The 23947-nt window shown below is 54.3% G+C and carries 28 protein-coding genes; 17 read left to right on the top strand and 11 right to left on the bottom strand.

Annotation, left to right across the window (positions count from 1 at the left end):
* The first annotated feature begins 41 nt into the window (after positions 1–41).
* The 3 genes from rfaQ to ASF13_RS05965 are packed head-to-tail and all read left to right on the top strand — an operon-like array spanning position 42 to position 3340.
* On the top strand, positions 42–1115 hold the full coding sequence (rfaQ, locus tag ASF13_RS05975; RefSeq protein ID WP_056233600.1) for a putative lipopolysaccharide heptosyltransferase III: 1074 nt from the start codon (positions 42–44) through the stop codon (positions 1113–1115).
* Positions 1112–2239 (top strand): glycosyltransferase family 4 protein, encoded by a 1128-nt coding sequence (locus ASF13_RS05970; RefSeq protein ID WP_056233599.1) that lies wholly within the window; start codon positions 1112–1114, stop codon positions 2237–2239. Before rfaQ ends, ASF13_RS05970 begins: the two co-directional genes overlap by 4 nt.
* 3 nt (positions 2240–2242) lie before the next feature.
* Entirely contained in the window at positions 2243–3340 is a 1098-nt protein-coding gene (locus ASF13_RS05965; RefSeq protein ID WP_056233597.1) for a glycosyltransferase, read from the top strand.
* Here ASF13_RS05965 and ASF13_RS05960 read toward each other — a convergent pair.
* Positions 3270–4346 (bottom strand): glycosyltransferase family 9 protein, encoded by a 1077-nt coding sequence (locus ASF13_RS05960; protein ID WP_082502300.1) that lies wholly within the window; start codon positions 4344–4346, stop codon positions 3270–3272. The genes ASF13_RS05965 and ASF13_RS05960 overlap by 71 nt on opposite strands.
* Positions 4347–4687: 341 nt before the next feature.
* Here ASF13_RS05960 and waaA point away from each other — a divergent pair, with 341 nt between their 5' ends.
* The 3 genes from waaA to coaD are packed head-to-tail and all read left to right on the top strand — an operon-like array spanning position 4688 to position 7213.
* Positions 4688–5962, top strand: coding sequence for a lipid IV(A) 3-deoxy-D-manno-octulosonic acid transferase (waaA, locus tag ASF13_RS05955; RefSeq protein WP_056233596.1), 1275 nt, complete (start codon positions 4688–4690; stop codon positions 5960–5962).
* Between the two features lies 1 nt (position 5963).
* Complete coding sequence (locus ASF13_RS05950) at positions 5964–6740, top strand: glycosyltransferase family 2 protein (protein ID WP_056233594.1); 777 nt, start codon at positions 5964–5966, stop codon at positions 6738–6740.
* Positions 6737–7213 carry a pantetheine-phosphate adenylyltransferase gene (gene coaD / locus ASF13_RS05945; protein WP_056233592.1) on the top strand — a complete coding sequence of 159 codons (477 nt, stop codon included), beginning with the start codon at positions 6737–6739 and terminating at the stop codon, positions 7211–7213. Before ASF13_RS05950 ends, coaD begins: the two co-directional genes overlap by 4 nt.
* Positions 7214–7286: 73 nt before the next feature.
* On the opposite strand, the gene mutM is transcribed toward coaD, so the two are convergent.
* The 4 genes from mutM to radC all read right to left on the bottom strand — a co-directional run bounded on the left by mutM (position 7287) and on the right by radC (position 9578).
* Complete coding sequence (gene mutM / locus ASF13_RS05940) at positions 7287–8096, bottom strand: bifunctional DNA-formamidopyrimidine glycosylase/DNA-(apurinic or apyrimidinic site) lyase (RefSeq protein WP_056233590.1); 810 nt, start codon at positions 8094–8096, stop codon at positions 7287–7289.
* A gap of 102 nt (positions 8097–8198) precedes the next feature.
* Positions 8199–8366 (bottom strand): 50S ribosomal protein L33, encoded by a 168-nt coding sequence (rpmG, locus tag ASF13_RS05935; protein WP_001051798.1) that lies wholly within the window; start codon positions 8364–8366, stop codon positions 8199–8201.
* A gap of 16 nt (positions 8367–8382) precedes the next feature.
* Positions 8383–8619, bottom strand: a complete 237-nt coding sequence (rpmB, locus tag ASF13_RS05930; RefSeq protein ID WP_056233588.1) for a 50S ribosomal protein L28 — start codon at positions 8617–8619, stop codon at positions 8383–8385.
* A 287-nt stretch (positions 8620–8906) separates the two neighbouring features.
* A complete protein-coding gene (gene radC, locus ASF13_RS05925) occupies positions 8907–9578 on the bottom strand; it encodes a DNA repair protein RadC (RefSeq protein WP_056233586.1) in 672 nt (223 codons plus the stop codon).
* A 189-nt stretch (positions 9579–9767) separates the two neighbouring features.
* On the opposite strand from radC, the gene coaBC reads away from it, so the two are divergent.
* The 3 genes from coaBC to slmA all read left to right on the top strand — a co-directional run bounded on the left by coaBC (position 9768) and on the right by slmA (position 12132).
* The gene (gene coaBC / locus ASF13_RS05920; RefSeq protein ID WP_056233584.1) at positions 9768–10982 is read left to right on the top strand and encodes a bifunctional phosphopantothenoylcysteine decarboxylase/phosphopantothenate--cysteine ligase CoaBC; all 1215 of its coding nucleotides are present in this window, start codon (positions 9768–9770) and stop codon (positions 10980–10982) included.
* Positions 10960–11418, top strand: a complete 459-nt coding sequence (gene dut, locus ASF13_RS05915) for a dUTP diphosphatase (RefSeq protein WP_056233583.1) — start codon at positions 10960–10962, stop codon at positions 11416–11418. The genes coaBC and dut overlap by 23 nt, the downstream gene beginning before the upstream one ends.
* A 117-nt stretch (positions 11419–11535) precedes the next feature.
* Positions 11536–12132 carry a nucleoid occlusion factor SlmA gene (gene slmA / locus ASF13_RS05910; protein WP_056233581.1) on the top strand — a complete coding sequence of 199 codons (597 nt, stop codon included), beginning with the start codon at positions 11536–11538 and terminating at the stop codon, positions 12130–12132.
* Positions 12133–12165: 33 nt separating this feature from the next.
* Here the strand turns inward: slmA and pyrE are convergent, their stop codons facing one another.
* Together pyrE and rph are read right to left on the bottom strand one after the other, a co-directional pair.
* Positions 12166–12807, bottom strand: coding sequence for an orotate phosphoribosyltransferase (gene pyrE, locus ASF13_RS05905; protein WP_056233743.1), 642 nt, complete (start codon positions 12805–12807; stop codon positions 12166–12168).
* 58 nt (positions 12808–12865) lie between these two features.
* Positions 12866–13582: a ribonuclease PH gene (rph, locus tag ASF13_RS05900; protein ID WP_056233579.1), complete on the bottom strand. Its 717-nt coding sequence runs from the start codon at positions 13580–13582 to the stop codon at positions 12866–12868.
* Positions 13583–13814: 232 nt separating this feature from the next.
* On the opposite strand from rph, the gene ASF13_RS05895 reads away from it, so the two are divergent.
* A complete protein-coding gene (locus ASF13_RS05895) occupies positions 13815–14999 on the top strand; it encodes a NupC/NupG family nucleoside CNT transporter (RefSeq protein WP_056233576.1) in 1185 nt (394 codons plus the stop codon).
* A 212-nt stretch (positions 15000–15211) separates the two neighbouring features.
* On the opposite strand, the gene ASF13_RS05890 is transcribed toward ASF13_RS05895, so the two are convergent.
* Complete coding sequence (locus ASF13_RS05890; RefSeq protein WP_056233574.1) at positions 15212–15634, bottom strand: DUF3574 domain-containing protein; 423 nt, start codon at positions 15632–15634, stop codon at positions 15212–15214.
* 187 nt (positions 15635–15821) lie between these two features.
* Between ASF13_RS05890 and ASF13_RS05885 the strand changes: the two genes are divergently transcribed.
* The 6 genes from ASF13_RS05885 (at position 15822) to ASF13_RS23325 (ending at position 21348) form a co-directional block, all read left to right on the top strand.
* Positions 15822–16685 (top strand): YicC/YloC family endoribonuclease, encoded by an 864-nt coding sequence (locus ASF13_RS05885; RefSeq protein ID WP_056233572.1) that lies wholly within the window; start codon positions 15822–15824, stop codon positions 16683–16685.
* A 190-nt stretch (positions 16686–16875) separates the two neighbouring features.
* Entirely contained in the window at positions 16876–18138 is a 1263-nt protein-coding gene (locus tag ASF13_RS05880; RefSeq protein WP_056233741.1) for a site-specific integrase, read from the top strand.
* A 208-nt stretch (positions 18139–18346) separates the two neighbouring features.
* Positions 18347–18541: a hypothetical protein gene (locus tag ASF13_RS05875; RefSeq protein WP_056233570.1), complete on the top strand. Its 195-nt coding sequence runs from the start codon at positions 18347–18349 to the stop codon at positions 18539–18541.
* Complete coding sequence (locus tag ASF13_RS23335) at positions 18528–18719, top strand: hypothetical protein (RefSeq protein WP_072166309.1); 192 nt, start codon at positions 18528–18530, stop codon at positions 18717–18719. Before ASF13_RS05875 ends, ASF13_RS23335 begins: the two co-directional genes overlap by 14 nt.
* A 234-nt stretch (positions 18720–18953) precedes the next feature.
* Complete coding sequence (locus ASF13_RS23330; protein ID WP_072166308.1) at positions 18954–20423, top strand: hypothetical protein; 1470 nt, start codon at positions 18954–18956, stop codon at positions 20421–20423.
* A 70-nt stretch (positions 20424–20493) separates the two neighbouring features.
* A complete protein-coding gene (locus tag ASF13_RS23325) occupies positions 20494–21348 on the top strand; it encodes a DNA adenine methylase (protein ID WP_072166307.1) in 855 nt (284 codons plus the stop codon).
* An 85-nt stretch (positions 21349–21433) separates the two neighbouring features.
* On the opposite strand, the gene ASF13_RS23320 is transcribed toward ASF13_RS23325, so the two are convergent.
* The 3 genes from ASF13_RS23320 to ASF13_RS23310 are packed head-to-tail and all read right to left on the bottom strand — an operon-like array spanning position 21434 to position 23272.
* The gene (locus ASF13_RS23320; protein WP_235514953.1) at positions 21434–21796 is read right to left on the bottom strand and encodes an acyl-CoA dehydrogenase; all 363 of its coding nucleotides are present in this window, start codon (positions 21794–21796) and stop codon (positions 21434–21436) included.
* A 45-nt stretch (positions 21797–21841) separates the two neighbouring features.
* On the bottom strand, positions 21842–22678 hold the full coding sequence (locus ASF13_RS23315; RefSeq protein WP_082502299.1) for a lysozyme inhibitor LprI family protein: 837 nt from the start codon (positions 22676–22678) through the stop codon (positions 21842–21844).
* A 42-nt stretch (positions 22679–22720) separates the two neighbouring features.
* Positions 22721–23272 carry a hypothetical protein gene (locus tag ASF13_RS23310; protein WP_072166305.1) on the bottom strand — a complete coding sequence of 184 codons (552 nt, stop codon included), beginning with the start codon at positions 23270–23272 and terminating at the stop codon, positions 22721–22723.
* 257 nt (positions 23273–23529) lie between these two features.
* Here ASF13_RS23310 and ASF13_RS05865 point away from each other — a divergent pair, with 257 nt between their 5' ends.
* A complete protein-coding gene (locus tag ASF13_RS05865) occupies positions 23530–23910 on the top strand; it encodes a helix-turn-helix domain-containing protein (protein ID WP_056233566.1) in 381 nt (126 codons plus the stop codon).
* Positions 23911–23947: the final 37 nt, after the last annotated feature.

Raw genomic sequence — 23947 nt, 5'->3', positions numbered from 1 at the left:
GCTTTAGAATCATCAGCTGGTTTGTCTATTAGCGATAACGCATGAAACCTCTGGATCTGCCGATTTCACTGCCCCAGGCCCCGCGCATCCTGGTGATTAAATTCCGCCATCATGGCGATATGCTGCTGACCACGCCGGTCATCCACTCGCTGAAGGCGGCCTGGCCGGCGGCACACATCGACGTGCTGCTGTATGAAGAGACGCGGCCGATGCTCGCCAGCCACCCGGACATCCGCCACATTTATGCCATCGACCGCCGCTGGAAAAAGCAGGGCGTGCGCTATCAGATCGGCCAGGAGTGGCGGCTGATGAAAACGCTGCGTAACCAGCGGTATGACCTGGTGGTCAACCTCGCCGATCAGTGGCGCAGCGCCGTGATTACCCGCTTTACCGGCGCGGCCGTGCGGCTGGGCTTTGATTTTCCCAAGCGTCGTGGCGCGCTCTGGTCCCGCTGCCATACCCGGCTGGTGCCCACCGAGGGTCACGGCCAGTTACACACCGTCGAACAGAATCTCGCCCTGCTGGCCCCGCTGGCCCTGCCCACCGTTCAGGCGCACGTGGCGATGCATTACGCCCCTGCCGATCGCCAGGCGGTGCGCCAGCTGCTGGGCGACGTACGGGACTATATTGTGGTGCAGCCGACCTCACGCTGGTTCTTCAAATGCTGGAGCGACGACAAGTTCGCCGCCGCCCTGCAGGCGCTGCAGGACGACGGTCACCACCTGGTGCTGACCTCGGGGCCCGATGCGCGCGAGCAGGAGATGGTCGCCTCGATTATTGGCCGCCTGCGCAGCCGCGACGGCGTGACCTCGCTGGCCGGCCAGCTGACGCTGCCGCAGCTGGCGGCAGCGATCGATGATGCCCGGCTGTTTATCGGCGTCGACTCGGTGCCGATGCATATGGCCGCCGCGCTGCAGACGCCGTGCGTGGCGCTGTTTGGCCCCTCTAAGCTGGTATTCTGGCGGCCGTGGCAGGTTAACGGCGAGGTGATCTGGGCCGGAGATTATGCCGCGCTGCCGGATCCGGATGCGGTCAATACCGGCACCGGTGAACGCTATCTGGACGCCATTCCGGTGGATGTGGTGGTGGCTGCGGCACGGAGGGCGCTGGTATGAAGCCGATCAGGCTGGCAATTGTCCGCCAGAAATACCGCCCGGACGGCGGTGCCGAACGTTTTATCTCCCGCGCGCTGCAGGCGCTGGACCAGCACGCGCTCGATCTCAACGTCATCACCCGCGAGTGGCAGGGGGAGCGCCAGCCGGACTGGCATCTGCATATCTGTAACCCGGCCAAATGGGGGCGCATCAGCCGCGAACGCGGCTTTGCCCGCGCGGCGCGGGAGCTGTGGCAGCGCGAGCAGTTTGATATCGTGCAGAGCCATGAACGCATCGCCGGCTGCGACATCTACCGCGCCGGTGACGGCGTGCATCAGCGCTGGCTGGAGCTGCGATCCCAACTGCTTCCCGCATGGCGGCGGGCGTTGCTGCAGAACGATCGCTATCACCGCTACGTGATGGCGGCCGAGCGGGAGATGTATCAGGCCCCCGAGCTGAAAGCGGTGATCTGCAACGCAGAGATGGTCAAACAGGAGATTATCGAGCGCTTTGGCGTCGCCAGCGAACGTATTCACGTGATCTACAACGCCATCAACACCGCACAGTTTACCCCGGCAGACGATGCCACCCGCGCCGCGCTGCGCCAGAGGATGTCGCTGCCGCTGACGGCCAGCGTGCTGATTTACGTCGGCTCCGGCTTCGAGCGCAAGGGGCTTGCCGCGGCGATACGCGCCGTGGCCGGCACCGATCGTTATCTGCTGGTGGTCGGTAAAGATAAGGCCGAAAAACAGTATCGGGCGCTGGCCAGCCAGCTGGGCTGCGCCGACCGCATCCGCTTCGTCGGCATGCAGGCGGACACGCTGCCCTGGTATCAGGCGGCCGACGGCCTGCTGCTGCCGACGCTGTACGACCCGTTCCCTAACGTGATCCTTGAAGCGATGGCCTGCGGCCTGCCGGTGATCACCTCGACCACCTGCGGCGGTGCCGAATTTATTCAGCCCGGCGTCAACGGCTACGTCTGTGGCGCACACGACGTGGCCGCGCTGCGCGAGGCGGTGATGGCGCTACCGCAGCAGGCCACCGACAGCGCAATGGCGCTGGCCGCCCGCGAGCGCGTGCTGGCATCCACCCCGCAGCGGCTCTCTGCACAGCTGGTTGCGCTCTATCAACATATTCTGAGATAACCGATGCGCGTTCTAATGATTATTGACGGCCTGCCCGGCGGCGGCGCGGAGAAAGTGGTGCTGACGCTGTGTGAAGGCATGCAGAAGCTCGGCCATCAGGTGAGCCTGTTCTCGCTGCGTGACGTCTGCAACTACGCCCTGCCACCGGGCATTGACTATCAGGTGGTAGAGGCGCACAGCAGTGCGCCGTGGCGTAAGCTGACCGAGCTTTCCCGCCGCGCTGCCGCGCTCGACAACGCCATCGCCGCCGCTGAAAGCCAGGCGGGCGCCTTCGATCTGATCTTCTCACACCTGCATAAAACCGACCGCATCGTCGCGCGTTGCCGCACCATTGCACCGCAAAAACTGTGGTTCTGCATTCACGGCATCCTGTCGACCTCCTACCTTGGCCACCGCCGGGGGCTGAACCGCTGGTTCAAACGGCAGAAGATCGCGCGTATTTATCAGGGGAAAAATATTGTTGCCGTCTCCGCCGCGGCGGCGGACGATCTGCCCGCACAGCTCGGCATCACCCCTGCCCGGCTGGCGGTGATTAACAACCCGTTTGATATTGCCGCAATCCTGCAGCAGGCGGCCGAGCCGCTGGCGGTGGCCGGGGAAGCGTATCTGGTTCACGTCGGCCGCTTTCATCCGCACAAACGCCATGACCGGCTGCTGGCGGCCTACGCGGCGTCCGGCATTCAGGCCAGCCTGGTGCTGGTCGGTACCGGGGACGAGCAGCGTATCGCCGGGGTGAAAGCGCAGGCGAAAGCGCTGGGTATTGATGACCGGGTGATTTTCGCCGGTTTTCAGGCTAACCCCTATCCGATCATCAAACATGCCCGCCTGCTGATCCTCAGCTCGGACAGCGAAGGCTTCGGTAACGTGCTGGTGGAGGCGCTGCTGTGCGGCACGCCGGTGGTCAGCACCCGTTGTCCGGGTGGGCCGGCGGAGATCCTGCAGCAGGCGGGGCTGAGCCAGGCGCTGGCCGAACTGAACGTGGCGTCGCTGGCGGAGACGATGGCGGCGATCTACGCGTCGCCACCGGTCATCAATAGCCAGCCGCTAATGGCGTACGATATTCAGCCCATCTGTCAGCAGTATCTGGCGCTGGGGCGCTGAAGGACTGCAGCTGTGTCCAGACCTGCTCGACGCTGACGTCGGCACACTCGCCCGAGGCGGTCTGCATTATGCGGTACTCACCTGACCACGGATGCCATGCCTTCGGGTCAGTATCGCCAAACAGCACCACCTGACGACGATTCACCGCGGCGGCCAGATGCATCTGCCCGCCGTCGCTGCACAGCAGCGTATCGCAGTGTTCAAACGCCGCCACCAGCTCACGTACCGACGCGGTCGGGCACAGCGCGACCCGCGTGCTGTCGCAGGCGGCCAGCACCTGCTCCGCCCGGTGCTGGTCACCGACGTCATCCGGTGCCAGCGTGCCCTGTGGCGACCAGAAGATCAGCACCCGGCCCTGGTTCACCGCCAGATGCCGCTGAATAATCGCCACGTAGCGCTCCAGCGGCCAGCGGCGTTTTTCACTGCGGCTGCTGATATGCACGCCGAGCAGCGGCCCGTCGGCCGGAAGGTGGGTAGCCAGGTTGGCCTGTGCCTGCTGACGCTCCTGCGCGGTCAGCCAGATGCGCACCGGCGGAATAGCGGGCGGCATTGTGGTCAGCGCAGAGAGGTAGCTGAAGGTGCGCTCTACCTGATGGAGGCCGTTGAAATTCTCAGCGCGAAACGGCACGTGGATCCCCCGGTCGCCGGTATCCGCGCCGATAATTTTTTTCACACCGACCAGCTTCGCCAGCCGCAGGCTGTACTTACAGGGGGTCGGATTAGCGAGGATGGCGACATCAAACGGGATGCGGCGCAGCTGCAGCAAAATTTTCATGCGTGCCAGATAGACGCTCAGCTTGCTTTCACCCCGGCTGCGGTGCTTCGCCTTACGGTAGACAAAGGTCTGATTGATATGCGGATTGTGGAGGACGACATCCTGACTCACGGTGTTAATTAACAGGCAGATGTGCGCATCGGGAAATGTCGTCTTAATGCCTTCGATCAGCGGTGTGGTACAAACTAAATCACCGATATTGTCACGGCGAATAATCAAAATATTTTTCATCACTGGCCTGCTAACTGGGCATATGTCGGGGTGGTGACAGCATCGCCAGCGTGCCCCGACGGGGCGTGGCGATGAACGATGCTGCTGACACTATGACAGCCAATTCGCACTAATTGCACATTAAAGATAAGAAATTTCTCACCAGACAAAAAACTTAACCCTAACGTCTTGATATGTCATGGTACCTTTCCTCTGCAGGCCAGTCCCCTCACCGCCGCAGCTACCGCCATGCAACCGGGAAGTGGTGCAGTACAAGTTACTTATCTGCTAACATGCCGTATTATTTCTCTTTTTCGGCATTCTTCGGACGCAAGTCTCTGCTCACCTGAAAAAACAATGTGATGACGACCCTTTATACCGTTTTGCTGTATCTCATCCAGCCCCTGATCTGGCTTCGTCTCTGGTTACGCGGCCGGAAAGCACCGGCTTATCGTAAGCGCTGGGCGGAGCGTTACGGCTTCTGCACCGGTAAGGTCAAACCGGATGGGATCCTGCTGCACTCGGTTTCCGTGGGTGAAACGCTGGCGGCTATTCCGCTGGTGCGCGCGCTGCGCCACCGCTACCCGCATCTGCCGATTGTGGTCACCACTATGACCCCCACCGGATCGGAGCGGGCCAGCTCGGCGTTTGGTAAAGACGTGCATCACGTTTATCTGCCCTATGACCTGCCGGGCGCGATGAACCGTTTCCTTGATACCGTCAACCCGCGGCTGGTGATCATTATGGAAACCGAGCTGTGGCCGAATATGATCACCCTGCTGCACGCGCGTAAAATACCGCTGGTGATTGCCAACGCCCGCCTGTCTGAACGCTCGGCGAAGGGTTATCAGAAAATTGGCAAATTCATGAAGCGCCTGCTGCAGCGCATTACCCTGATCGCGGCGCAGAATCAGGAAGACGGTGAGCGCTTTATCGGCCTGGGCCTGAAACGTTCCCAGCTGGCGGTGACCGGCAGCCTGAAGTTTGATATCTCCGTCACCCCGGAACTGGCCGCCCGCGCGGTCACCCTGCGCCGCCAGTGGGCGCCGCACCGTCAGGTGTGGATTGCCACCAGCACCCATGAAGGGGAAGAGAGCATTATTCTGGACGCGCACCGCAAACTGCTGGCACGCTTCCCGACCCTGCTGCTGATCCTGGTGCCGCGCCACCCGGAACGTTTTGCTACCGCCAGCAGCCTGGCGCAGAAAGGCGGCTTCACCTACACGCTGCGCAGCAGCGGGGAGATCCCGTCTGCCACCACCCAGGTGGTGATTGGCGATACCATGGGCGAGCTGATGCTGCTGTACGGCATTGCCGACCTGGCGTTTGTCGGCGGCAGCCTGGTCGAGCGCGGCGGCCACAATCCGCTGGAGCCCGCCGCCCACGCCATTCCGGTGCTGATGGGGCCGCACACCTTCAACTTCAAAGACATCTGCGCCCGCCTGCAGCAGGCGGATGGCCTGATCACCGTCACGGATGCCGACTCGCTGGATAAAGAGATCGGCACCCTGCTGACCGATGAAGATTACCGCCTGTATCACGGCCGCCACGCGGTGGACGTGCTGCATCAGAACCAGGGCGCGCTGCAGCGGCTGCTGCACCTGCTGGAACCTCATCTGCCACAGCGGAACCACTAACATGAGCCAACGTCAGAAACTGTCGGTGGTGCTGATTGCCAAAGATGCGGCTGACCTGCTCCCCGAGTGCCTGGAGTCGGTCAGCTGGGCCGATGAGATCGTGCTGCTGGACTCCGGCAGCCACGACGGCACGCCGGAGATCGCCGCCCGCCACGGCGCCGCGGTGTATCACGCCAGCGAGTGGCACGGTTACGGCAAACAGCGCCAGCTGGCACAGAGCTACGCCAGCCATCCGTGGGTCCTGATGCTCGACTGCGACGAACGGGTGACGCCCGCGCTGCGCGAGGAGATTGAACAGGCGCTGATGCTGCCGGCGGCAGAGACCGTCTACAGCCTGCCGCGCCGCAACCTGTTCCTCGGCCGCTTTATGCGCCACAGCGGCTGGTATCCGGATCGCGTTACGCGTCTCTATCCGCGCCGCTACCAGTACAATGACCACCAGGTGCATGAGTCGCTGGCGACGGCAGGCGCACGGGTGGTGGCACTTAAGGGCGATCTGCTGCACCTCACCTGTCGTGATTTCTCCGCCTTTCAGTGGAAGCAGTTCGCCTACGCCGAGGCCTGGGCAAAGCAGCGCCACCAGCAGGGCAGGCGCTGTGGCATCGCGTCAATTTTCGGCCATACAGCCGGTGCATTTCTGAAAACGCTGGTGCTGCGCGCCGGTTTTCTTGACGGTAAACAGGGCTGGCTGCTGGCGGTAGTCAACGCCCAGTACACCTTTAATAAATACACCGCCCTCTGGGCACTCAATCATGCATCCAGGAACGGCAGACTATGAGCACCAAAGCCATCTACCCCGGCACCTTCGATCCGCTGACTAACGGCCACCTGGATATCGTCACCCGCGCTGCCCTGATGTTCGACCATATCGTGCTGGCGGTCGCCGCCAGCCCGAGCAAGAAGCCGCTGTTTTCGCTGGACGAGCGCGTGGCGCTGGCCACGGAGGTCACCGCCCATCTGGACAACGTGGAAGTGATTGGTTTTAGCGACCTGATGGCCAACTTCGCCCGCGAACAGCAGGCCAACGTGCTGGTGCGCGGGCTGCGGGCGGTGTCTGACTTTGAGTATGAGATGCAGCTGGCGCAGATGAACCGTCACCTGCTGCCGACGCTGGAAAGCGTATTCCTGATGCCCTCCGGACAGTACTCTTTTGTTTCATCAACGCTGATGAAAGAGGTGGCCCGCCACGGCGGCGAGGTGCAGGCGTTTCTGCCCGCACCGGTCTGGCAGGCGCTGATGGCGAAGCTCTGACTGACGCATGTATCAGGCTCGGCCGGCGAAACGCTGACCGGCTCAGGCCCCACGGTTTATCGCGCGTGGCGCGCTAGCGCTGGCACTGCGGGCACCAGAAGGTGCTGCGCTGTGCATGCTTCGCACTGACTATCAGGCTGCCGCACGCGCGGCACGGCTCCCCCGCCCGGCCATACACCTGCAACTCCTGGGCAAAGTAGCCCGGCTTACCGTCGCTCTGCAGGAAGTCGCGCAGCGTGGTGCCGCCCTGCTCGATGGAGCGCAGCAGCACCGCTTTGATGGTGCTGACCAGCAGCCCGCACTCGGCTTCATCCAGCGAACCCGCCTGACGATCGGGCAGGATCCCGGCAACAAACAGCGATTCGCTGGCGTAAATATTCCCCACCCCCACCACCAGCCGGTTATCCATCAGCCAGGGTTTCACCGGCGTACGCTTGCCACGAGACTTATCAAACAGGTAAGAGGCGGTAAAGGCGTCGCTGAGCGGCTCGGGGCCGAGGTGCGACAGCACCGGGCTGACGGCCAGATCGCTGCACCACAGCCAGGCGCCGAAGCGGCGGGGATCGGTGTAACGCAGCACCTTGCCGTTGCTCATCACCAGGTCGACATGGTCATGCTTCGCCGGCGGCTGCTCCTCCGCCAGCACGCGAAGGCTGCCGGACATCCCCAGATGAATGATAATCCAGCCCGCGGGCAGCTCCAGCAGCAGGTACTTCGCCCGACGCTGCACGCTGAGCACCGGCTGGTCGCTGAGCGCATGAATTTCATTCGAGACCGGCCAGCGCAGGCGGCCGTTACGGACCACGGCGTGCAGGATCGTGGCACCCACAAGGTGCGGCTCAATCCCGCGCCGGCTGGTTTCAACCTCAGGTAATTCTGGCATTGTCACCTCCGCGGCGAAGCCCGTCAGGCAGCCCGCTGCTGTATGGAATCTGAAAACAAAAAAACCCGGCCGAAGCCGGGTTTTTTCATCAACTAAGAGTAATTACTTAATCTTAGCTTCTTTGTAGATCACGTGCTGGCGGACAACTGGATCGAATTTCTTCAGTTCCAGTTTTTCCGGCTTAGTACGTTTGTTCTTCGTGGTGGTATAGAAGTGACCTGTACCAGCAGAAGAAACCAGCTTGATCTTCTCACGAATACCTTTAGCCATGTTTCAATTCCTTAACTTAGTACTTCTCACCGCGGGCACGCAGATCGGCCAGGACCGTCTCAATACCCTTCTTATCAATTACGCGCATGCCATTGGCAGATACACGCAGTGTAACGAAGCGCTTCTCGCTCTCGATCCAGAAACGGTGAGAGTGCAGGTTCGGCAGGAAACGGCGTTTCGTCGCGTTCATTGCGTGGGAACGGTTGTTACCGGTCACCGGACGCTTGCCAGTTACTTGGCAGACTCGTGACATGTCTATTCTCCAAAAATCAAATCAGCTCGAGCTTTAAAAATAAGGTTTTGGCCGCCTCGTCAGACTTAAAAGCCCATCCAGGCGAGTTCTATGTGAACCCGCTGAGCAGGCCCAAACGCCAAACCCGAGATTCTCAAAGGTGGCATAGTATACGCCCTGTAGCGCGAGTGCTCAAGTCCCGAACAGATAAAGATCCCTCAGGATCGCGGGAAAATATCCTGTTTGCATGCGAAATGGCCGGTCAGCCCCCGTTTTTCGGCGGTAACCCCCCGCCAGGCAGAGGGGAACTACAGCCAGCCACGTTCGGCAAAGGAGACATACTGACCGTGACCGATCACCATATGGTCCAGCACGCGGATATCCATCAGGGAGCAGGCGCGAACAATCTGCGCGGTGATATCACGGTCGGCCTGGCTGGGTTCAGCCACGCCGGACGGGTGATTATGCGCCAGAATAATCGCCGCCGCATTGCGTTTCAGCGCTTCACGCACGATTTCCCGCGGGTGGACCTCCACGCTGTTGATGGTGCCGCTGAACATCTCACTAACGTGGATCACCCGGTGCTGGTTATCGAAAAACACCACCTGGAAGATTTCACGCTCCTGCTGCGCCAGCGAGCCCTGCAGAAAGTCGAGCAGTTGTCGGGTGCTGGTCACCGAACGCTTCGCGATGGCGTCGCGGCAGCTGAAACAGCGCCGCGCCAGCTCGGCCACCGCATTAAGCTGGGCAAACTTGGCGGCCCCCACGCCGCTGCCCTCGCGGAACTCGGCCCGCGAGGCGTTCATCAGTTGATAGAGTGAGCCGAACTCGGCCATCAGTTGCTGGGCCAGCTTCATCACGTGCCGACCGCGGATCCCGGTACGTAAAAAAATCGCCAACAGCTCACAGTCGCTGAGCGTTTCCACGCCGTGCGCGATCAGTTTTTCGCGCGGTGCCATACCATTCCAGTTGTTATCCATTCGCCACCTCTGCTTCCTCAGTGGTCATTATCATGGCATTATATACAGTAGTTTCAAATCGCACTTTGCCGAGTTTTACGCGGCGGTCGTCAGAACGTTGGTGCAAAATAGCCACGCTGGCGGAGTGTGGTAAAATAGCCAGATTACGGTGCTGACGGCACGGCAACCATTGATAAAGGTGAACGGCAAATGACGGGATTATCGGGAAAGCGGATTGTGCTGGGCGTCAGCGGCGGTATCGCCGCCTATAAAACCCCTGAGCTGGTGCGTCGCCTGCGCGATCGCGGTGCCGAGGTGCGGGTGGTGATGACCGACGCAGCCAAAGCCTTTATTACGCCGCTCAGCCTGCAGGCGGTCTCCGGTTTCCCGGTTTCCGACGATCTGCTCGACCCGGCAGCCGAGGCCGCTATGGGCCATATTGAGCTGGGGAAATGGGCCGAACTGGTGATCCTCGCGCCGGCCACCGCCGACCTGATCGCGCGCGTGGCGGCCGGCATGGCCAATGACCTGGTCACCACCCTGTGCCTGGCGACGGCGGCGCCGATCGCCATTGCCCCGGCGATGAACCAGCAGATGTACCGCGCGGCGGCCACCCAGCACAACCTTATGGTGCTGGCCGAGCGCGGGATCGCCGTCTGGGGGCCGGACAGCGGCAGCCAGGCCTGTGGCGATATCGGCCCCGGCCGGATGCTCGACCCGCTGGCGATCGTCGCGCTGGCCGCAGAACTGACCACGCCGGTCAACGACCTGCAACATCTGCGCATTATGATTACCGCCGGCCCGACGCGGGAAGCGCTGGACCCGGTGCGTTTTATCTCGAACCACAGCTCCGGCAAGATGGGCTTTGCGATTGCAGCCGCCGCCGCCGCACGCGGAGCGCAGGTGACGCTGGTCGCCGGCCCGGTCACGCTGCCCACACCGGCGGGGGTGACGCGCGTTGACGTCACCACCGCGCTGGAGATGCAGCAGTCGGTGATGGATGCCGCCGCGCAGCAGCAGATATTTATCGGCTGTGCGGCGGTAGCCGACTACCGCGCGGCGGCCATTGCCGGGGATAAGATTAAAAAACAGGGGGATGAGATCACCCTGCAGATGGTGAAGAATCCGGATATCGTCGCCGGCGTGGCGGCGCTAACCGAAGCCCGCCCTTACGTGGTCGGATTTGCCGCTGAAACCCGGAATGTGGAAGAATACGCGCAGCAAAAACGCCTGCGTAAGAACCTGGACCTGATCTGCGCCAACGATGTGGCGCAGGCCGGCCAGGGTTTTAACAGTGATGCCAATGCGTTACACCTTTACTGGCAGGATGGCGACAAAGCCTTACCGCTCACCCCCAAGCCCCTGCTGGGCCAACAGTTACTGAATGAGATTATCGGCCTTTATGATGAAAAAAATCGACGTTAAGATCCTCGACCCGCGCGTGGGCAACGACTTCCCGCTGCCGACCTACGCCACATCAGGTTCTGCGGGCCTGGATCTGCGCGCCTGCCTCGACCAGCCGGTTGAACTGCAGCCTGGCGTGACCACGCTGGTGCCGACCGGTCTGGCCATCCACATCGCCGACCCACAGCTGGCGGCGGTGATCCTGCCGCGTTCCGGCCTGGGCCATAAGCACGGCGTGGTGCTGGGTAATCTGGTCGGGCTGATCGACTCCGATTACCAGGGGCAGCTGATGGTCTCCGTCTGGAACCGTGGCCAGCAGACCTTTATCATCGAGCCGGGCGAGCGCATCGCGCAGATGGTGTTTGTCCCCGTGGTGCAGGCTGAATTTAACCTGGTGAACGACTTTGATGCCAGCGTGCGCGGTGAAGGCGGCTTCGGTCATTCAGGCCGCCAGTAACCTTTTCCCGTTTCCGTCACGACGATAGCCTAATCATTTGTCACCGTGAGCCCCCGCTCACGGATATTGCGTGGGCTCTGCCCGTTTATGGTGATGTTTTCAGGGGTCTTTTAAGGCATGACAGAAAAAAAGAGTGCGAAAAGGAATCGTCGCGAGGAGATCCTGCAGGCGCTGGCGCAGATGCTGGAATCCAGCGACGGCAGCCAGCGGATCACCACCGCCAAGCTGGCAGCCAGCGTCGGCGTCTCGGAAGCGGCGCTGTACCGGCATTTTCCCAGCAAAACCCGGATGTTTGACAGCCTGATCGAATTTATTGAAGACAGCCTGATTACGCGCATCAACCTGATCCTGAAAGATGAGAAGGAGACGTTGCCGCGCCTGCGTCTGATCACTCAGCTCATTCTGGGGTTTGGTGAGCGTAATCCGGGTTTAACCCGCATTCTGACCGGACACGCGCTGATGTTCGAACAGGACAGGCTGCAGGGGCGCATCAACCAGCTGTTCGAACGTATCGAAGCCCAGCTGCGTCAGGTAATGCGGGAGAAAAAAATGCGCGAGGGGGAAGGCTTCAGCACCGATGAAACGCTGCTGGCCAGCCAGATCCTCGCCTTCTGCGAAGGGCTGCTGTCGCGCTTTGTACGTTCCGAGTTTCGCTATCGCCCCACTGCGGAATTTGAGGTGCGCTGGCCGCTGTTCGCCGCCCAGCTGGTGTAACGCGGTGGGCCAGTATTACTGGCCCACCGTCGATCAGATCCCGTACTCGCTGCGGTAGGCACGCACGGCAATCAGGTGATCGGTCAGTTCCGGCTTCTCTTCCAGATAGCCGATCAGCTCGTTCAGCGTAATGATCGAAATCACCCTGCAGCCGTAATCGCGCTGCACTTCCTGAATGGCGGACAGTTCGCCGCGCCCGCGCTCCTGGCGGTCCAGCGAGATCAGCACCCCGGCCAGCGTCGCCTTTTCGGCAGAGATAATATCCATCGACTCGCGTATCGCGGTACCGGCGGTAATCACGTCATCCACCAGCATCACTTTGCCCTGCAGCGGGCTGCCGACCAGGCTGCCGCCCTCGCCGTGGGTTTTCGCCTCTTTGCGGTTAAAGCAGTACGGCACGTCGCGGTCGTGGTGATCCGCCAGCGCCACGGCGGTGGTGGTGGCAATCGGAATGCCTTTATAGGCCGGACCAAACAGCAGGTCGAAATCAATCCCGGAGTCAACCAGCGCCTGGGCGTAAAAACGTCCGAGCAGCGCGAGGTCACGCCCGGTGTTAAACAGGCCGGCGTTGAAGAAATAGGGGCTCTTACGCCCTGATTTCAGGGTAAATTCTCCGAACTTCAGAACCTGCTTGTTGATGGCGAATTCAATAAACTGACGCTGCCAGGCTTTCATCATGGGCTTCCTCAAAATTCAGGCAAAAAAAAGGCGACCCTCAGGTCGCCTGCAATAATCAGTCGGTCAGCGCAGCTTTCTGCGCCTGCACCAGGGTGTCGATGCCGCCGCGCGCCAGCGCCAGCAGCGCCAGCAGCTCGTCGTGGGTGAAGGGTTCACCTTCTGCGGTGCCCTGTACCTCAATCATACGGCCATCTTCCATCATCACCACGTTCATATCGGTTTCGGCGTTGGAATCTTCGATATACTCCAGATCGCACAGCGCTTCGCCGTTGACGATGCCGACGGAGATCGCCGCCACCATGCCTTTCATCGGGTTAGCCTTCAGCTTACCGATGCTGACCAGGTGATTCAGCGCGTCGGCCAGCGCCACGCAGGCGCCGGTGATCGACGCGGTACGGGTGCCGCCGTCCGCCTGCAGCACGTCGCAGTCCAGCGTGATGGTGAACTCGCCCAGCGCTTTCAGATCGATAGCGGCGCGCAGCGAGCGGGCGATCAGGCGCTGGATCTCCAGCGTGCGGCCGCCCTGCTTGCCTTTGGCGGCTTCGCGGGCGTTACGGCTGTGGGTCGCGCGCGGCAGCATACCGTATTCTGCGGTGACCCAGCCCTGGCCCTGGCCTTTCAGAAAGCGCGGTACGCCCTCTTCGATGGTAGCGGTGCAGAGAACTTTGGTATCACCGAATTCAACCAGCACAGAGCCTTCTGCATGTTTGGTATAATGACGGGTCAGGGTGACGGGGCGAACCTGTTGTGCGCTACGGCCTGATGGACGCATGATGTATCTCCGGCTGGCTGGTTTAATGGCTGCGCATTATACGGATTTCACTACGGCTTGCCTATCACGCTGGCGCACGCCATCGCGGATGTGGCGACATCTGCCGCATCCGGTTATGCAGGTGACGGAATGCTAATCACTTTTTCTGCAACTGCCGTGGCCAGCGGATGTAAAGTGCGGTGAAATGTGGCTAAATGCCCCTCTTCTCTGACTGACTCGCTGGAACCCGCGAATGACTTCTGTTTTCCATTTTCTGCTCGCCCTGGCCATTATCTTCGGCCTGGCGCTGCTGTTCAGTAACGACCGTAAAAAAATCCGCCCGCGCATCCTGCTGCAGCTGGTGGTGATTGAAGCGGCGCTGGCCTGGTTCTTCCTGCACGCGTCCGGCGGCCTGAGCGTGGTCTCGGCCGTCTCCAGCTTCTTTGAAGTGCTGCTGAAATACGCGGCCCAGGGGACCGACTTTGTGTTTGGCGGCATGAGTTCGCAGGGTCTGGCGTTTATCTTCCTTGGCGTACTGTGCCCGATCGTGTTTATCTCCGCGCTGATCGGTATTCTGCAGCACCTGAAAATCCTGCCGTGGCTGATCCGCTTCTTCGGCACCGTACTGTCGAAAATCAACGGCATGGGCAAGCTGGAGTCGTTTAACGCCGTCAGCACGCTGATCCTCGGCCAGTCGGAGAACTTTATCGCCTATAAAGGTATCCTGGCAGACATCTCCCCGCGCCGCCTCTATTCGATGGCGGCGGCAGCGATGTCCACCGTGTCACTGTCGATCGTCGGTGCCTATATGTCGATGATTGAGCCGCGCTACGTGGTGGCGGCGCTGGTGCTCAACATGTTCAGCACCTTTATCGTTCTGTCGATCATCAACCCGACGCCGGCAGGGGATGAGCCGGAAATCCGTCTTGAGAAGCTGCACGAAGACCAGAGCTTCTTCGAGATGCTGGGTGAGTACATTCTTGCGGGCTTTAAGGTGGCGATGATCATCCTTGCGATGCTGATTGGTTTCATCGCGCTGATCGCCATGGTTAACGCGGTGTTTGCCAGCCTGTTTGGCATCAGCTTCCAGCAGATCCTCGGCTACGTGTTCTGGCCTTTCGCCTGGCTGATCGGCATTCCGACCGCTGACGCGCTGCCGGCGGCCAGCATTATGGCCACCAAGCTGGTGACCAACGAGTTTGTGGCGATGATTGAGCTGAAGAAGGTCGCCGCCGGACTGTCACCACGCGGGCTGGGTATTCTGTCGGTGTTCCTCGTCTCCTTCGCCAACTTTGCTTCGATCGGCATCGTGGCGGGAGCCATTAAGGGACTGAACGAGCAGCAGGGCAACGTGGTGTCGCGCTATGGTCTGAAGCTGATTTACGGCTCGACGCTGGTCAGCCTGCTGTCGGCGGCGTTTGCCGGGCTGGTGCTGTAAACGTCAATCGGTGGCATGGGTGAGCCCGGCGTGTCACCTTCTGCTTCCGGCGGCACTGGCTGGCCTGGCATCCCGCCTGCTGTTCCCGGCGGCGTTAGCCAGCCTGGCTATTGCCTGCTGCGGGCGGCGGTGTTGGCATCCGGCCACGGCTAGCTGGCGTAAACCGGCGGTTTACGCCAGCTAGCCCGTCAGCAGCCGTTGCCGGCTAAGCGTCAGAAGGCCACGCAGACCGGCGCATCCACCCGCATCACCGAGTCCTGCGCAAAGCGCTGCTTATAGACCGCGCGCAGCGCCTCTATCCCCTGCTCGCTGCCCTGGTCCAGCGGGTGGATCAGCATCAGCGCCCGGCTCTCTTCCCGCGCCAGCCTGCCGTCATCGCCCAGCCACTGCCCCTGCGCGGCAAACACCGTCAGCCCCGCCTTGAAACGCGGCGTGACGTCATCATCAACAAATTTCTGCCACTCTGCCGGGGTAATCGCCGCGCCCTGCGGGCGGTTCAGGCCGAAGTAGAGCGTGGTCTGCACCATCGCATCACCGCGGACGCAGGCCGCGGCGGGGGGCGCCTGGCGGGCGGGTGCGCTGCAGCCGGCCAGCGCCAGCAGCAGCACGCCGGAAATAACGCTACGTATCAACATCGGGGCTCCTGATTAATCGGTTAAATAGCGGCGATCGCCACACTAGCAGGCCGCCCGCCGGGAAGCATCTAAAATTCTGTCGCTAAAACAGCGGCGTTTACGGCGGCATTTCACTGAATGCCTGTTAAGCCACCGCCTGCGCCGTTATACTCGCTGCCTGATTCCTTGATACCAACGGGTACGCACAATGATCCGCAGCATGACCGCCTACGCACGGCGAGAAACCAAAGGCGAATGGGGCAGCGCCGCCTGGGAGCTCCGTTCCGTCAACCAGCGCTATCTGGAGACCTATCTGCGCCTGCCGGAACAGTTCCGCGGCCTGGAGCCGGTGGTCCGCGAGCGTATTCGCAACCGCCTGACCCGCGGTAAAATTGAAGTCAGCCTGCGCTTTGACGCCGACCCGCGCGCCCAGAGCGCGCTGGTGCTGAATGAGAAACTGGCCGTTCAGCTGGTTGAGGCCGCTAACTGGGTCAAGCTGCAGAGCGATGAGGGTGAGATCAACCCGCTGGATATTCTGCGCTGGCCGGGCGTGATGTCCGCCGCCGAACAGGATCTGGACGCTATCTCCGCAGAGCTGCTGAGCACGCTGGACGTAGCCATCGACGACTTTATCACCGCACGGGAAACCGAAGGCGCGGCGCTGAAGCAGCTGATCGAACAGCGTCTGCAGGGCGTCAGCGCCGAAGTCACTAAAGTTCGCGCCCATATGCCGGACGTGCTGAAGTGGCAGCGTGAGCGGCTGGTCAGCCGTCTGGAAGAGGCGCAGGTGCAGCTGGAGAATAACCGGCTGGAGCAGGAGCTGGTGATGCTGGCGCAGCGCGTGGACGTGGCGGAAGAGCTGGACCGCCTGGAAGCCCACGTGAAAGAGACCTACAACATTCTGAAGAAGAAGGAGGCCGTCGGCCGCCGCCTCGACTTTATGATGCAGGAGTTCAACCGCGAGTCGAACACCCTGGGCTCCAAGTCGATCAACGCCGAGATCACCACCTCAGCCATTGAGCTGAAGGTGCTGATCGAGCAGATGCGCGAGCAGATTCAGAATATCGAGTAGTGTTACATAAGATCTTAACCTGTCTCACTAAGTCGCAATAGGACAAAAAGACCATTGTAAATAATGGTCTTTTTGTTTTATATAGTCTCATGTCGTATCACTACAGCGCGTGTTTCATGTGTACATAAGCATGTACACAGCAGCAGGTATAAAACACGGTTTATGTACACAAAAATGAGACTGGATGAGCATGGCAAAACTGACAGATATACAAATCAGAACATGGATTAAGTCAGGTGAGCGTTTTGAAGGGCGATCTGATGGAGGTGGGCTGTACTTATGCTTCCCGAAGAACTATGCCATACCGTTTTGGCGTTTTCGCTATCGTTTTGCAGGCAAACAGCGGGCAATGGTTATAGGGACATACTCTGAACTATCAATCGCTAAAGCACGTGAGACAGCCAGAGAGCAGTCAGCTCGTGTCGCTTTGGGTTATGATGTTGCGGAAGAAAAACAAGAACGCAAAGCGAAAGCATTGAAGAAGATGGAGGAAGAAAAACATGCACTACGCGTATCAGAATTAGCTGCCGAATACTTCGAGCGTCAAATCCTCAATCGCTGGAAGCATCCAGACATCCTGCGTCGTCGTATCGACAAGGATATCAATCCGACGATAGGCCATCTCAAAATTGAAGATGTGCGCCCCAGACACATTGACGACATGTTGCAAAAAATTGTCCAGCGTGGCGCGCCTACTGTAGCTAATGATGTTTTGAGATGGACTCGCCGTATTTTCGATTACGGAATAAGACGGCATATGCTGGAAACAAATCCTACGGGCGCATTTGAAATCGATGATGCTGGTGGCCAAGAAAAAAGCCGGGATCGTTGGTTAAGCCGTGAAGAGCTTGTGAAGTTCTTGCAGGCAATGCCAATGACAAAAGGTTTCTCACGTCAGAACGAGCTTACAATGAAACTTCTTCTGGTATTCTGCTGCCGTAAGATGGAGCTATGTGGTGCACGTTGGGAAGAGTTCGATCTTAACGAAGCTGTCTGGCACTTACCGGCTGAGAGGGTTAAGAATGGTGATGCTATCGATATCCCTATTCCAGCACCGGCGCTTGAATGGCTGAAAGAACTACACCAAATGTCATATAATAGTCAGTGGGTGCTTCCTGCAAGAAAAATGCAGCACCGGATGGTCCCCCACATTCAGGAAAGCACATTGCCTGTCGCATTGAGCAAGGTAAAATTTAACCTCCCCGACATACCTAATTTTACAATTCATGATTTTCGACGCACCGCTAGATCGCATCTTGCGGCGCTAGGTGTTGACCCGATAGTTGCAGAGCGCTGCCTTAACCACAGAATTAAAGGGGTTGAAGGGATTTATAATCGTTATCAGTACTACAAAGAGAGGAGGCAAGCATTAGAGAAATGGTGTAACTTCCTGATTAATATAGAAATAAATGAATTTGATAGCACTATGCAGTTGATGATATGTAACGTTTAAAAAATGAGCATATGACCGAGTTAACTGTGAGGTATATGCCAAGCGTTGCTAATATCACCGCATAATCGCTAACAAAGAATAGGTCTGCACTAAGTCACAAGCTCAAAACACCTCCGAATCTGGAAAATTATAGTAAGAAGATTGGTTGAAAATGACTCATGCAATCCCAATATAAGAACCTCCTTTTTACCGCCTGAAGGAGGCTTTTATGGGAGAGCAGTACCGCATGTCAAGACAGCAACGTGTGTCTTTCACTGAAGAAGAATCGAAATTGATCGATGAAGCACGTAACCTTATGACTGCTACTACGGGTAAACCGGTAACTACTAACCGGTTCATCAAAGTAACTACCAACCGACGTGCTGACAAGATCAACAACGGTGATACCAATGGCAGCGCCTAAAAATAAACCTACAAAACCAAACCATTTGTACAAAATCGGTTTTGGTGTCAATCAGACAGAAAAAATCAACAAAGCAGCTAATGCTGTCAATGAGACACCACAGCAATTCATTAAAAACAGTACATTGAACGGAGCGGAGGTCATTAACGCAGCGGCTGGTTTAGTAAAGAAAAAATGATTTAAATCAATGGCATCGCAAATTATGCGGTGCTTTTGATCCTCTTCTAAGAGTGAACTAGCTCCATTAGTTTGTATGGTGATTGTTCTTCTACATAAAATTCATATTGTTCACTATTAGGTCTCTAACGGATTAGTGGAGAGTATGTGTAGGAGATCACATTGCAATGAGGCTTCCTATTAACAAACTGCTTTGATAGATTATATAATCTACACACAGTAAGGATGCCTATCCGTGAAAAGAGATATACGATTATTAAATTTTAACCTCATAAAACTTGACCAAGAAAATGTCAGATTTGGAGGTGATATTGCGAAAAATCAACGTGAAGCTATAGAATTGATGCTTGCAGATCCGGAAGATGCAAAGAAAATTCTAAAGCTTGCTGAGCACATAGCTATCTATGGTCTAGATCCCACAGAATTACAGCTTGTCACTCCTGATGATGAGGGGAACTACATCGTACTTGAAGGGAACAGGAGGCTAACAGCCTTAAAGTTGTTACAGCATCCTGATTTGTGTACACAAGAAAAGTACTACAAAGATTTTTTAACGGCCCACACTGAAATCTTGGGAAACTTCCCTAATGAAATCGAATGCAGCGTGGTAGCTTCTAGAGAGGATGGTGATGTTTGGATTGAACTCAAACACACCGGCCAAAACGGTGGAGCTGGGCGTGTTCCATGGGATAGCGATATCCGTGATGAGCGCAGATCGAGGCAAACAGGTATTGAATCTGTAGGGCGACAAATAAGAGAGGTAGTAAAGAATAACCCTCAAATATTCAATGAAATAGTTATTGGTGATATTTATCAAATTCCAGTTACTACACTCTCTCGTCTGTTTTCTTCAAAGCGTGCTCAGGATGCATTTGCAGTATATATCAAAGATCGTCAAATAAAATTCAAATATGAATTAGTTATTTCCGCACCCTCTATTGAGTTCGCTATACGTATGTTCCGACATGAGGGATACAACGTTAATGATGTACGAAGTGACGAAGACAGAAATAGATTCTTAAGTCATATACCAAAAGAACTAAGTCCAGACTATCTTTATAGAAAATCGACCGAATCAAGCATTGATCCAGATGATTATGCAAATAGTAACGGATCCCATAAAAATAAAACCCCTGAAGAGGAGGATAGACCTAACTCAGAAAAACATGGAGCAGATAATAACAAGGAAGGAGACAGAAAACCGGGCGGCGAAAATGGCATTAAAACAAAGGCAAAAGGATCATCAAAAAGCCGAAAATTCCTTATTCCATGGTCACTTAACATATCTAATAGTAGAATCAATGAAATATATCGAGAACTGCGATTCAAACTCGAAGTAGAACGGGTGCCGAACGCCACAGCAATTACATTTAGAGTCTTCCTTGAATTAAGCTGTGATGATTATAGGAGAAGAGTGGCACATGATAACAATGGAGTTTGTAGACATGATAATAACAAACCACTCACAGAAGATGATAAACTTTCGATAAAAATAGCCTCTATTGCAAAACATTTAGATTCTGCTGGACTTATAACAAAACAAGAATCCAAAGCTATAAGCCGTCGAGCTGCAGGAACTCAAACAGTTGGGTCTGTAGACCATTTGAATCAGTTTGTTCATAGCACTGCAAGTTCTCCGTTGCCATCTGAACTAAAAGATATATCTGAAGAATATCTACCTATGCTTAAAGCAATCTGGCCATAACATACTAGCCAACTTACAGCAGTTAAGCTAAACTGTTCTCTAAGTTGGCATACTAAACAGTTTTTATGATATGAAAAAATCAATTTATTCAACACCACTACGTTATCCTGGCGGTAAAGGCAAGTTTTCTTACTACCTTAAACGACTTATCGAGGCCAATGATCTTAATGATGGGCACTATGTTGAACCCTATGCTGGTGGAGCTGGTGTTGCCTTAGATCTATTATTTAATGAGTTTGTTTCGAGAATACATATCAATGATTTAGATCCTGCCATTTATTCATTTTGGTATGCAGCTGTAAATAATACAGAAGAGCTTTGTTCTGCAATTTCAAAAGTACCTGTTACGATTGAGCAATGGAAATTACAGAAGAATATTATCAATGATATCGACAACAATAATATTGTTGACGTTGCATTATCTACTTTCTTCCTGAATAGAACCAACCGATCTGGAATATTAAAAGCTGGGGTTATCGGTGGTAAAAATCAAAGTGGGAAATGGACCTTAGATGTTAGATTTAATAAATCAGATTTAATATCAAGAATTCAAATGATAGGTGCCTTTGGTTCAAGGATAAATGTACACAACCATGATGCAATTGTATTAATGGATAACGTTGTGAAAAACCTACCCAAAAATACACTTTTATATTTGGACCCCCCTTATTATCACAAGGGATCTGGTCTATATAGAAACTTCTACAACCATGAAGATCATGTTGCTATTTGTAAAAAATTAGATGAAGTTAAACACCCTTGGATTGTATCTTATGATAATGCAGAAGAGATCAAGAATATTTACTCTGCTTATCGACAAGAAGAATATTTTCTTAGCTATACTGCACAAGAAAAACGTGAAGGTTCTGAAGTCATGATTTTCGGACCAGGGGTAATAATCCCTTCAAAGGGTTTAAGAAAATAAGAATATATTTCCTTACTTTAACGGGATGCTATATGTCAACATAAAACGGCAAGTACCTTACATTGTATGGATACTTGCCAAATGACTATTTTTTAATATACTTCCCATTCATAGAATCGAAAGAAGAGTTACCGCAATAGCTATGACAGTTACGAGTTATTACATTAATTGAACCATCTTTCAACTCGCTTATAATCGCTACACACGCACTTGATGAGTCACTATAAACCCAGCGACTTCGCTGCCCATGTGCTGTATCAACAGATTCAGCTAGGGCATCTATATTACAAACACTAGAAGTACTAGCATTTGATGATTTTATATGAAATGCAGCAAACCCATGATCCTGCAAAAAGGTTAGTTCACCATTACTATTAACGTATTCATCTGCATGCGCCATAGAGAAACTAAAATACAACAAAAAAAATACAATCCATTTTTTCACCATACTCTTATTTAACCTTACCTTATAAAGTGAATAAATGTTTACCGACTACAGTTTTGCATTATTCCTATTCAGTACCTGAACGGCATAAACATAGAATGTGTTGGAAAGTTGGTTTGCTTGACCTGCCGTTACTACTTCAATAACATTGTTTCCATTAACTATACCATTTAAATATAATTCATCATCTTCTACTTTGAAAGTGAATCCAGTAGAAGGGCTTCCTGCCACTTTCAATTGAAACCCAAAGTAATCATCATTATCAATCCTAGTGATTGACTTGAGACCCGGCGTATCAAACATTAAAGATAGATATTCTTGCAGAGAGAAGTATCGAACATAACTTGAAGATAAGCTAATATATATTGATGATGATAGTTGTTTTTTTGAAAATCCAAGATTAGAAACCTCAGATGAATATTTGTTAACTAAACTTTGTAATACATCTCTTGATGGAATTCTATTTTCTTGGTCTTCCTGCTTTGCTTGTTCCCGTTCTCTGTTAATCTGTTTACTAATGTCATTAGTAGATATGCAACTTGATTTTTCTGTAAAGGAACCGTATTGCTCACAAATCGCATCTACTCGCCATTCGTATAAACTTCTGATGCACGAATACTCATTGCAAGCGTTTCTTTTATTAAGCCATGCAATTTGATCTTTTTTAAGAAGCTCTTTGATGCGCTGTGAACGGTCAGAATTCATAACTGCACGATAGTTATTTGATAATGCTTCATCCATCCTATTTAGTACATTATCAGAGCAAATGATTTGCTCATAACTCGCACTCGCTTTTGAACAATCGAAAGATGCCGCATAACTTGCAGCACTACTAATAATTAAAGGTAAGATATAAAATGCTTTCTTACGCATGAACTTTTTCATGATAAAACCTCGATTATAGATTTGTGCTATATTGTGAGAAAATTAACTGTTTGCATTGGAAGGTGAACTAATAAGTCTAAATGTCCCTGCACCAACAACATGATTCATTACTTTAACATTATTTGAAAACGAACTTTCTTGTTTTTGCACCCGATGGTAGAACGTAGAATATGCTACCAGACCCTCCCCCCAACTAATATCTCTCGTAGGGGCTACAATCACACTACAAAAAGTTTTGTGCAGAGTAAATAACTCCCCCACTCCTTTTCCAACAGAACAGCTGGAGAAACAAACACATTTCCCTCTTAGTAATGGCCATGCCAACTGATCTAAGTCTTTCCATGTGATAATTACATTATCTGTCAGAATAAACCCTTTATCTAATCCATGAGCACTGATATGGACGTATTTTATTTTTTCTTTTTGTGCTATCTTTAACGCCTTGATAAGCATCTTTTCATTAGTTATCTCTATATTTCGAGCATTAACCCCCTGTAATTTTAGCACCCTATTTAATGTTTCCCCCTCACCTCTTCCATCATAAATATCTTGATCACTACGTGATTCAATAATCAATATTTCCTGTGCTTTCATGATAAATGCCAAAGATGATTTTAATGTATATTTTTGTTATATCTTTACAGGAAGTGCCTCTTATAGAGCAACATAAGAAGGTTGATGTCTGAAAAAGCAGAAAATCTTAACAAACCACCTTTCCTTCCTTCACGTCACCACCATTGATTGTCCATAGATGCGCAAAACACCTTTATAATCCATAGATGATGTTCATACAAGAGAAAAATGGGCACAAACTTCCATCTATAGACATTTTCAAGAAGTGATGTAGATTTATGGCCCAGTTACCCTCTGATAGTGCAGACAAACAGGTAGGTCAACGCATTCAACTGCGTCGTAAAGAGTTAGGTATGACCGCACAGCACTTGGCTGAACTTGTTGACATCTCCCATCAACAGCTTTCACGTTATGAACGCGGGACAAACAAGATAAATGTAGCTCATCTCGTTAATATCGCAGTTAAACTCAACACACCGATTAACTGGTTTTTCATAGATTGCTTCTCGACGTTAGAAAACATCACTCCGAAACAGCAGGATTTTGCTCCAGTAAAAGATTCAGACTTAAAAAGTCGTCTTGACAATATATGGCCTCGCTTAACACATGAGCAAAGACGCATATTGATCATGTTTCTTGATAAATACACCAAGCAATAAAAATAAACAATGGTCTTTTTATCCTATTATATGATGA

The sequence above is a fragment of the Erwinia sp. Leaf53 genome (assembly GCF_001422605.1).
Taxonomy (GTDB): domain Bacteria; phylum Pseudomonadota; class Gammaproteobacteria; order Enterobacterales; family Enterobacteriaceae; genus Erwinia.
Note: the sequence above shows the minus strand (reverse complement) of the source record. Positions and strands in the feature narration are given on the sequence as shown.

What these genes read in the sequence shown, in the direction of transcription:
- slmA (WP_056233581.1), top strand. Translation starts at nt 11,536, where the DNA reads ATGACAGAAAAAAAGAGTGCGAAAAGGAATCGTCGCGAGGAGATCCTG.
- ASF13_RS05965 (WP_056233597.1), top strand. Translation starts at nt 2,243, where the DNA reads ATGCGCGTTCTAATGATTATTGACGGCCTGCCCGGCGGCGGCGCGGAG.
- rph (WP_056233579.1), bottom strand. Translation starts at nt 13,582, where the DNA reads ATGCGTCCATCAGGCCGTAGCGCACAACAGGTTCGCCCCGTCACCCTG.
- rpmB (WP_056233588.1), bottom strand. Translation starts at nt 8,619, where the DNA reads ATGTCACGAGTCTGCCAAGTAACTGGCAAGCGTCCGGTGACCGGTAAC.
- ASF13_RS05885 (WP_056233572.1), top strand. Translation starts at nt 15,822, where the DNA reads ATGATCCGCAGCATGACCGCCTACGCACGGCGAGAAACCAAAGGCGAA.
- ASF13_RS05950 (WP_056233594.1), top strand. Translation starts at nt 5,964, where the DNA reads ATGAGCCAACGTCAGAAACTGTCGGTGGTGCTGATTGCCAAAGATGCG.
- pyrE (WP_056233743.1), bottom strand. Translation starts at nt 12,807, where the DNA reads ATGAAAGCCTGGCAGCGTCAGTTTATTGAATTCGCCATCAACAAGCAG.
- ASF13_RS05880 (WP_056233741.1), top strand. Translation starts at nt 16,876, where the DNA reads ATGGCAAAACTGACAGATATACAAATCAGAACATGGATTAAGTCAGGT.
- ASF13_RS23335 (WP_072166309.1), top strand. Translation starts at nt 18,528, where the DNA reads ATGGCAGCGCCTAAAAATAAACCTACAAAACCAAACCATTTGTACAAA.
- rfaQ (WP_056233600.1), top strand. Translation starts at nt 42, where the DNA reads ATGAAACCTCTGGATCTGCCGATTTCACTGCCCCAGGCCCCGCGCATC.
- ASF13_RS05960 (WP_082502300.1), bottom strand. Translation starts at nt 4,346, where the DNA reads ATGAAAAATATTTTGATTATTCGCCGTGACAATATCGGTGATTTAGTT.
- mutM (WP_056233590.1), bottom strand. Translation starts at nt 8,096, where the DNA reads ATGCCAGAATTACCTGAGGTTGAAACCAGCCGGCGCGGGATTGAGCCG.
- ASF13_RS05970 (WP_056233599.1), top strand. Translation starts at nt 1,112, where the DNA reads ATGAAGCCGATCAGGCTGGCAATTGTCCGCCAGAAATACCGCCCGGAC.
- ASF13_RS05865 (WP_056233566.1), top strand. Translation starts at nt 23,530, where the DNA reads ATGGCCCAGTTACCCTCTGATAGTGCAGACAAACAGGTAGGTCAACGC.
- ASF13_RS23310 (WP_072166305.1), bottom strand. Translation starts at nt 23,272, where the DNA reads ATGAAAGCACAGGAAATATTGATTATTGAATCACGTAGTGATCAAGAT.
- ASF13_RS23315 (WP_082502299.1), bottom strand. Translation starts at nt 22,678, where the DNA reads ATGAAAAAGTTCATGCGTAAGAAAGCATTTTATATCTTACCTTTAATT.
- coaBC (WP_056233584.1), top strand. Translation starts at nt 9,768, where the DNA reads ATGACGGGATTATCGGGAAAGCGGATTGTGCTGGGCGTCAGCGGCGGT.
- radC (WP_056233586.1), bottom strand. Translation starts at nt 9,578, where the DNA reads ATGGATAACAACTGGAATGGTATGGCACCGCGCGAAAAACTGATCGCG.
- ASF13_RS05875 (WP_056233570.1), top strand. Translation starts at nt 18,347, where the DNA reads ATGGGAGAGCAGTACCGCATGTCAAGACAGCAACGTGTGTCTTTCACT.
- ASF13_RS23325 (WP_072166307.1), top strand. Translation starts at nt 20,494, where the DNA reads ATGAAAAAATCAATTTATTCAACACCACTACGTTATCCTGGCGGTAAA.
- dut (WP_056233583.1), top strand. Translation starts at nt 10,960, where the DNA reads ATGATGAAAAAAATCGACGTTAAGATCCTCGACCCGCGCGTGGGCAAC.
- coaD (WP_056233592.1), top strand. Translation starts at nt 6,737, where the DNA reads ATGAGCACCAAAGCCATCTACCCCGGCACCTTCGATCCGCTGACTAAC.
- rpmG (WP_001051798.1), bottom strand. Translation starts at nt 8,366, where the DNA reads ATGGCTAAAGGTATTCGTGAGAAGATCAAGCTGGTTTCTTCTGCTGGT.
- ASF13_RS05895 (WP_056233576.1), top strand. Translation starts at nt 13,815, where the DNA reads ATGACTTCTGTTTTCCATTTTCTGCTCGCCCTGGCCATTATCTTCGGC.
- waaA (WP_056233596.1), top strand. Translation starts at nt 4,688, where the DNA reads ATGACGACCCTTTATACCGTTTTGCTGTATCTCATCCAGCCCCTGATC.
- ASF13_RS23320 (WP_235514953.1), bottom strand. Translation starts at nt 21,796, where the DNA reads ATGGTGAAAAAATGGATTGTATTTTTTTTGTTGTATTTTAGTTTCTCT.
- ASF13_RS05890 (WP_056233574.1), bottom strand. Translation starts at nt 15,634, where the DNA reads ATGTTGATACGTAGCGTTATTTCCGGCGTGCTGCTGCTGGCGCTGGCC.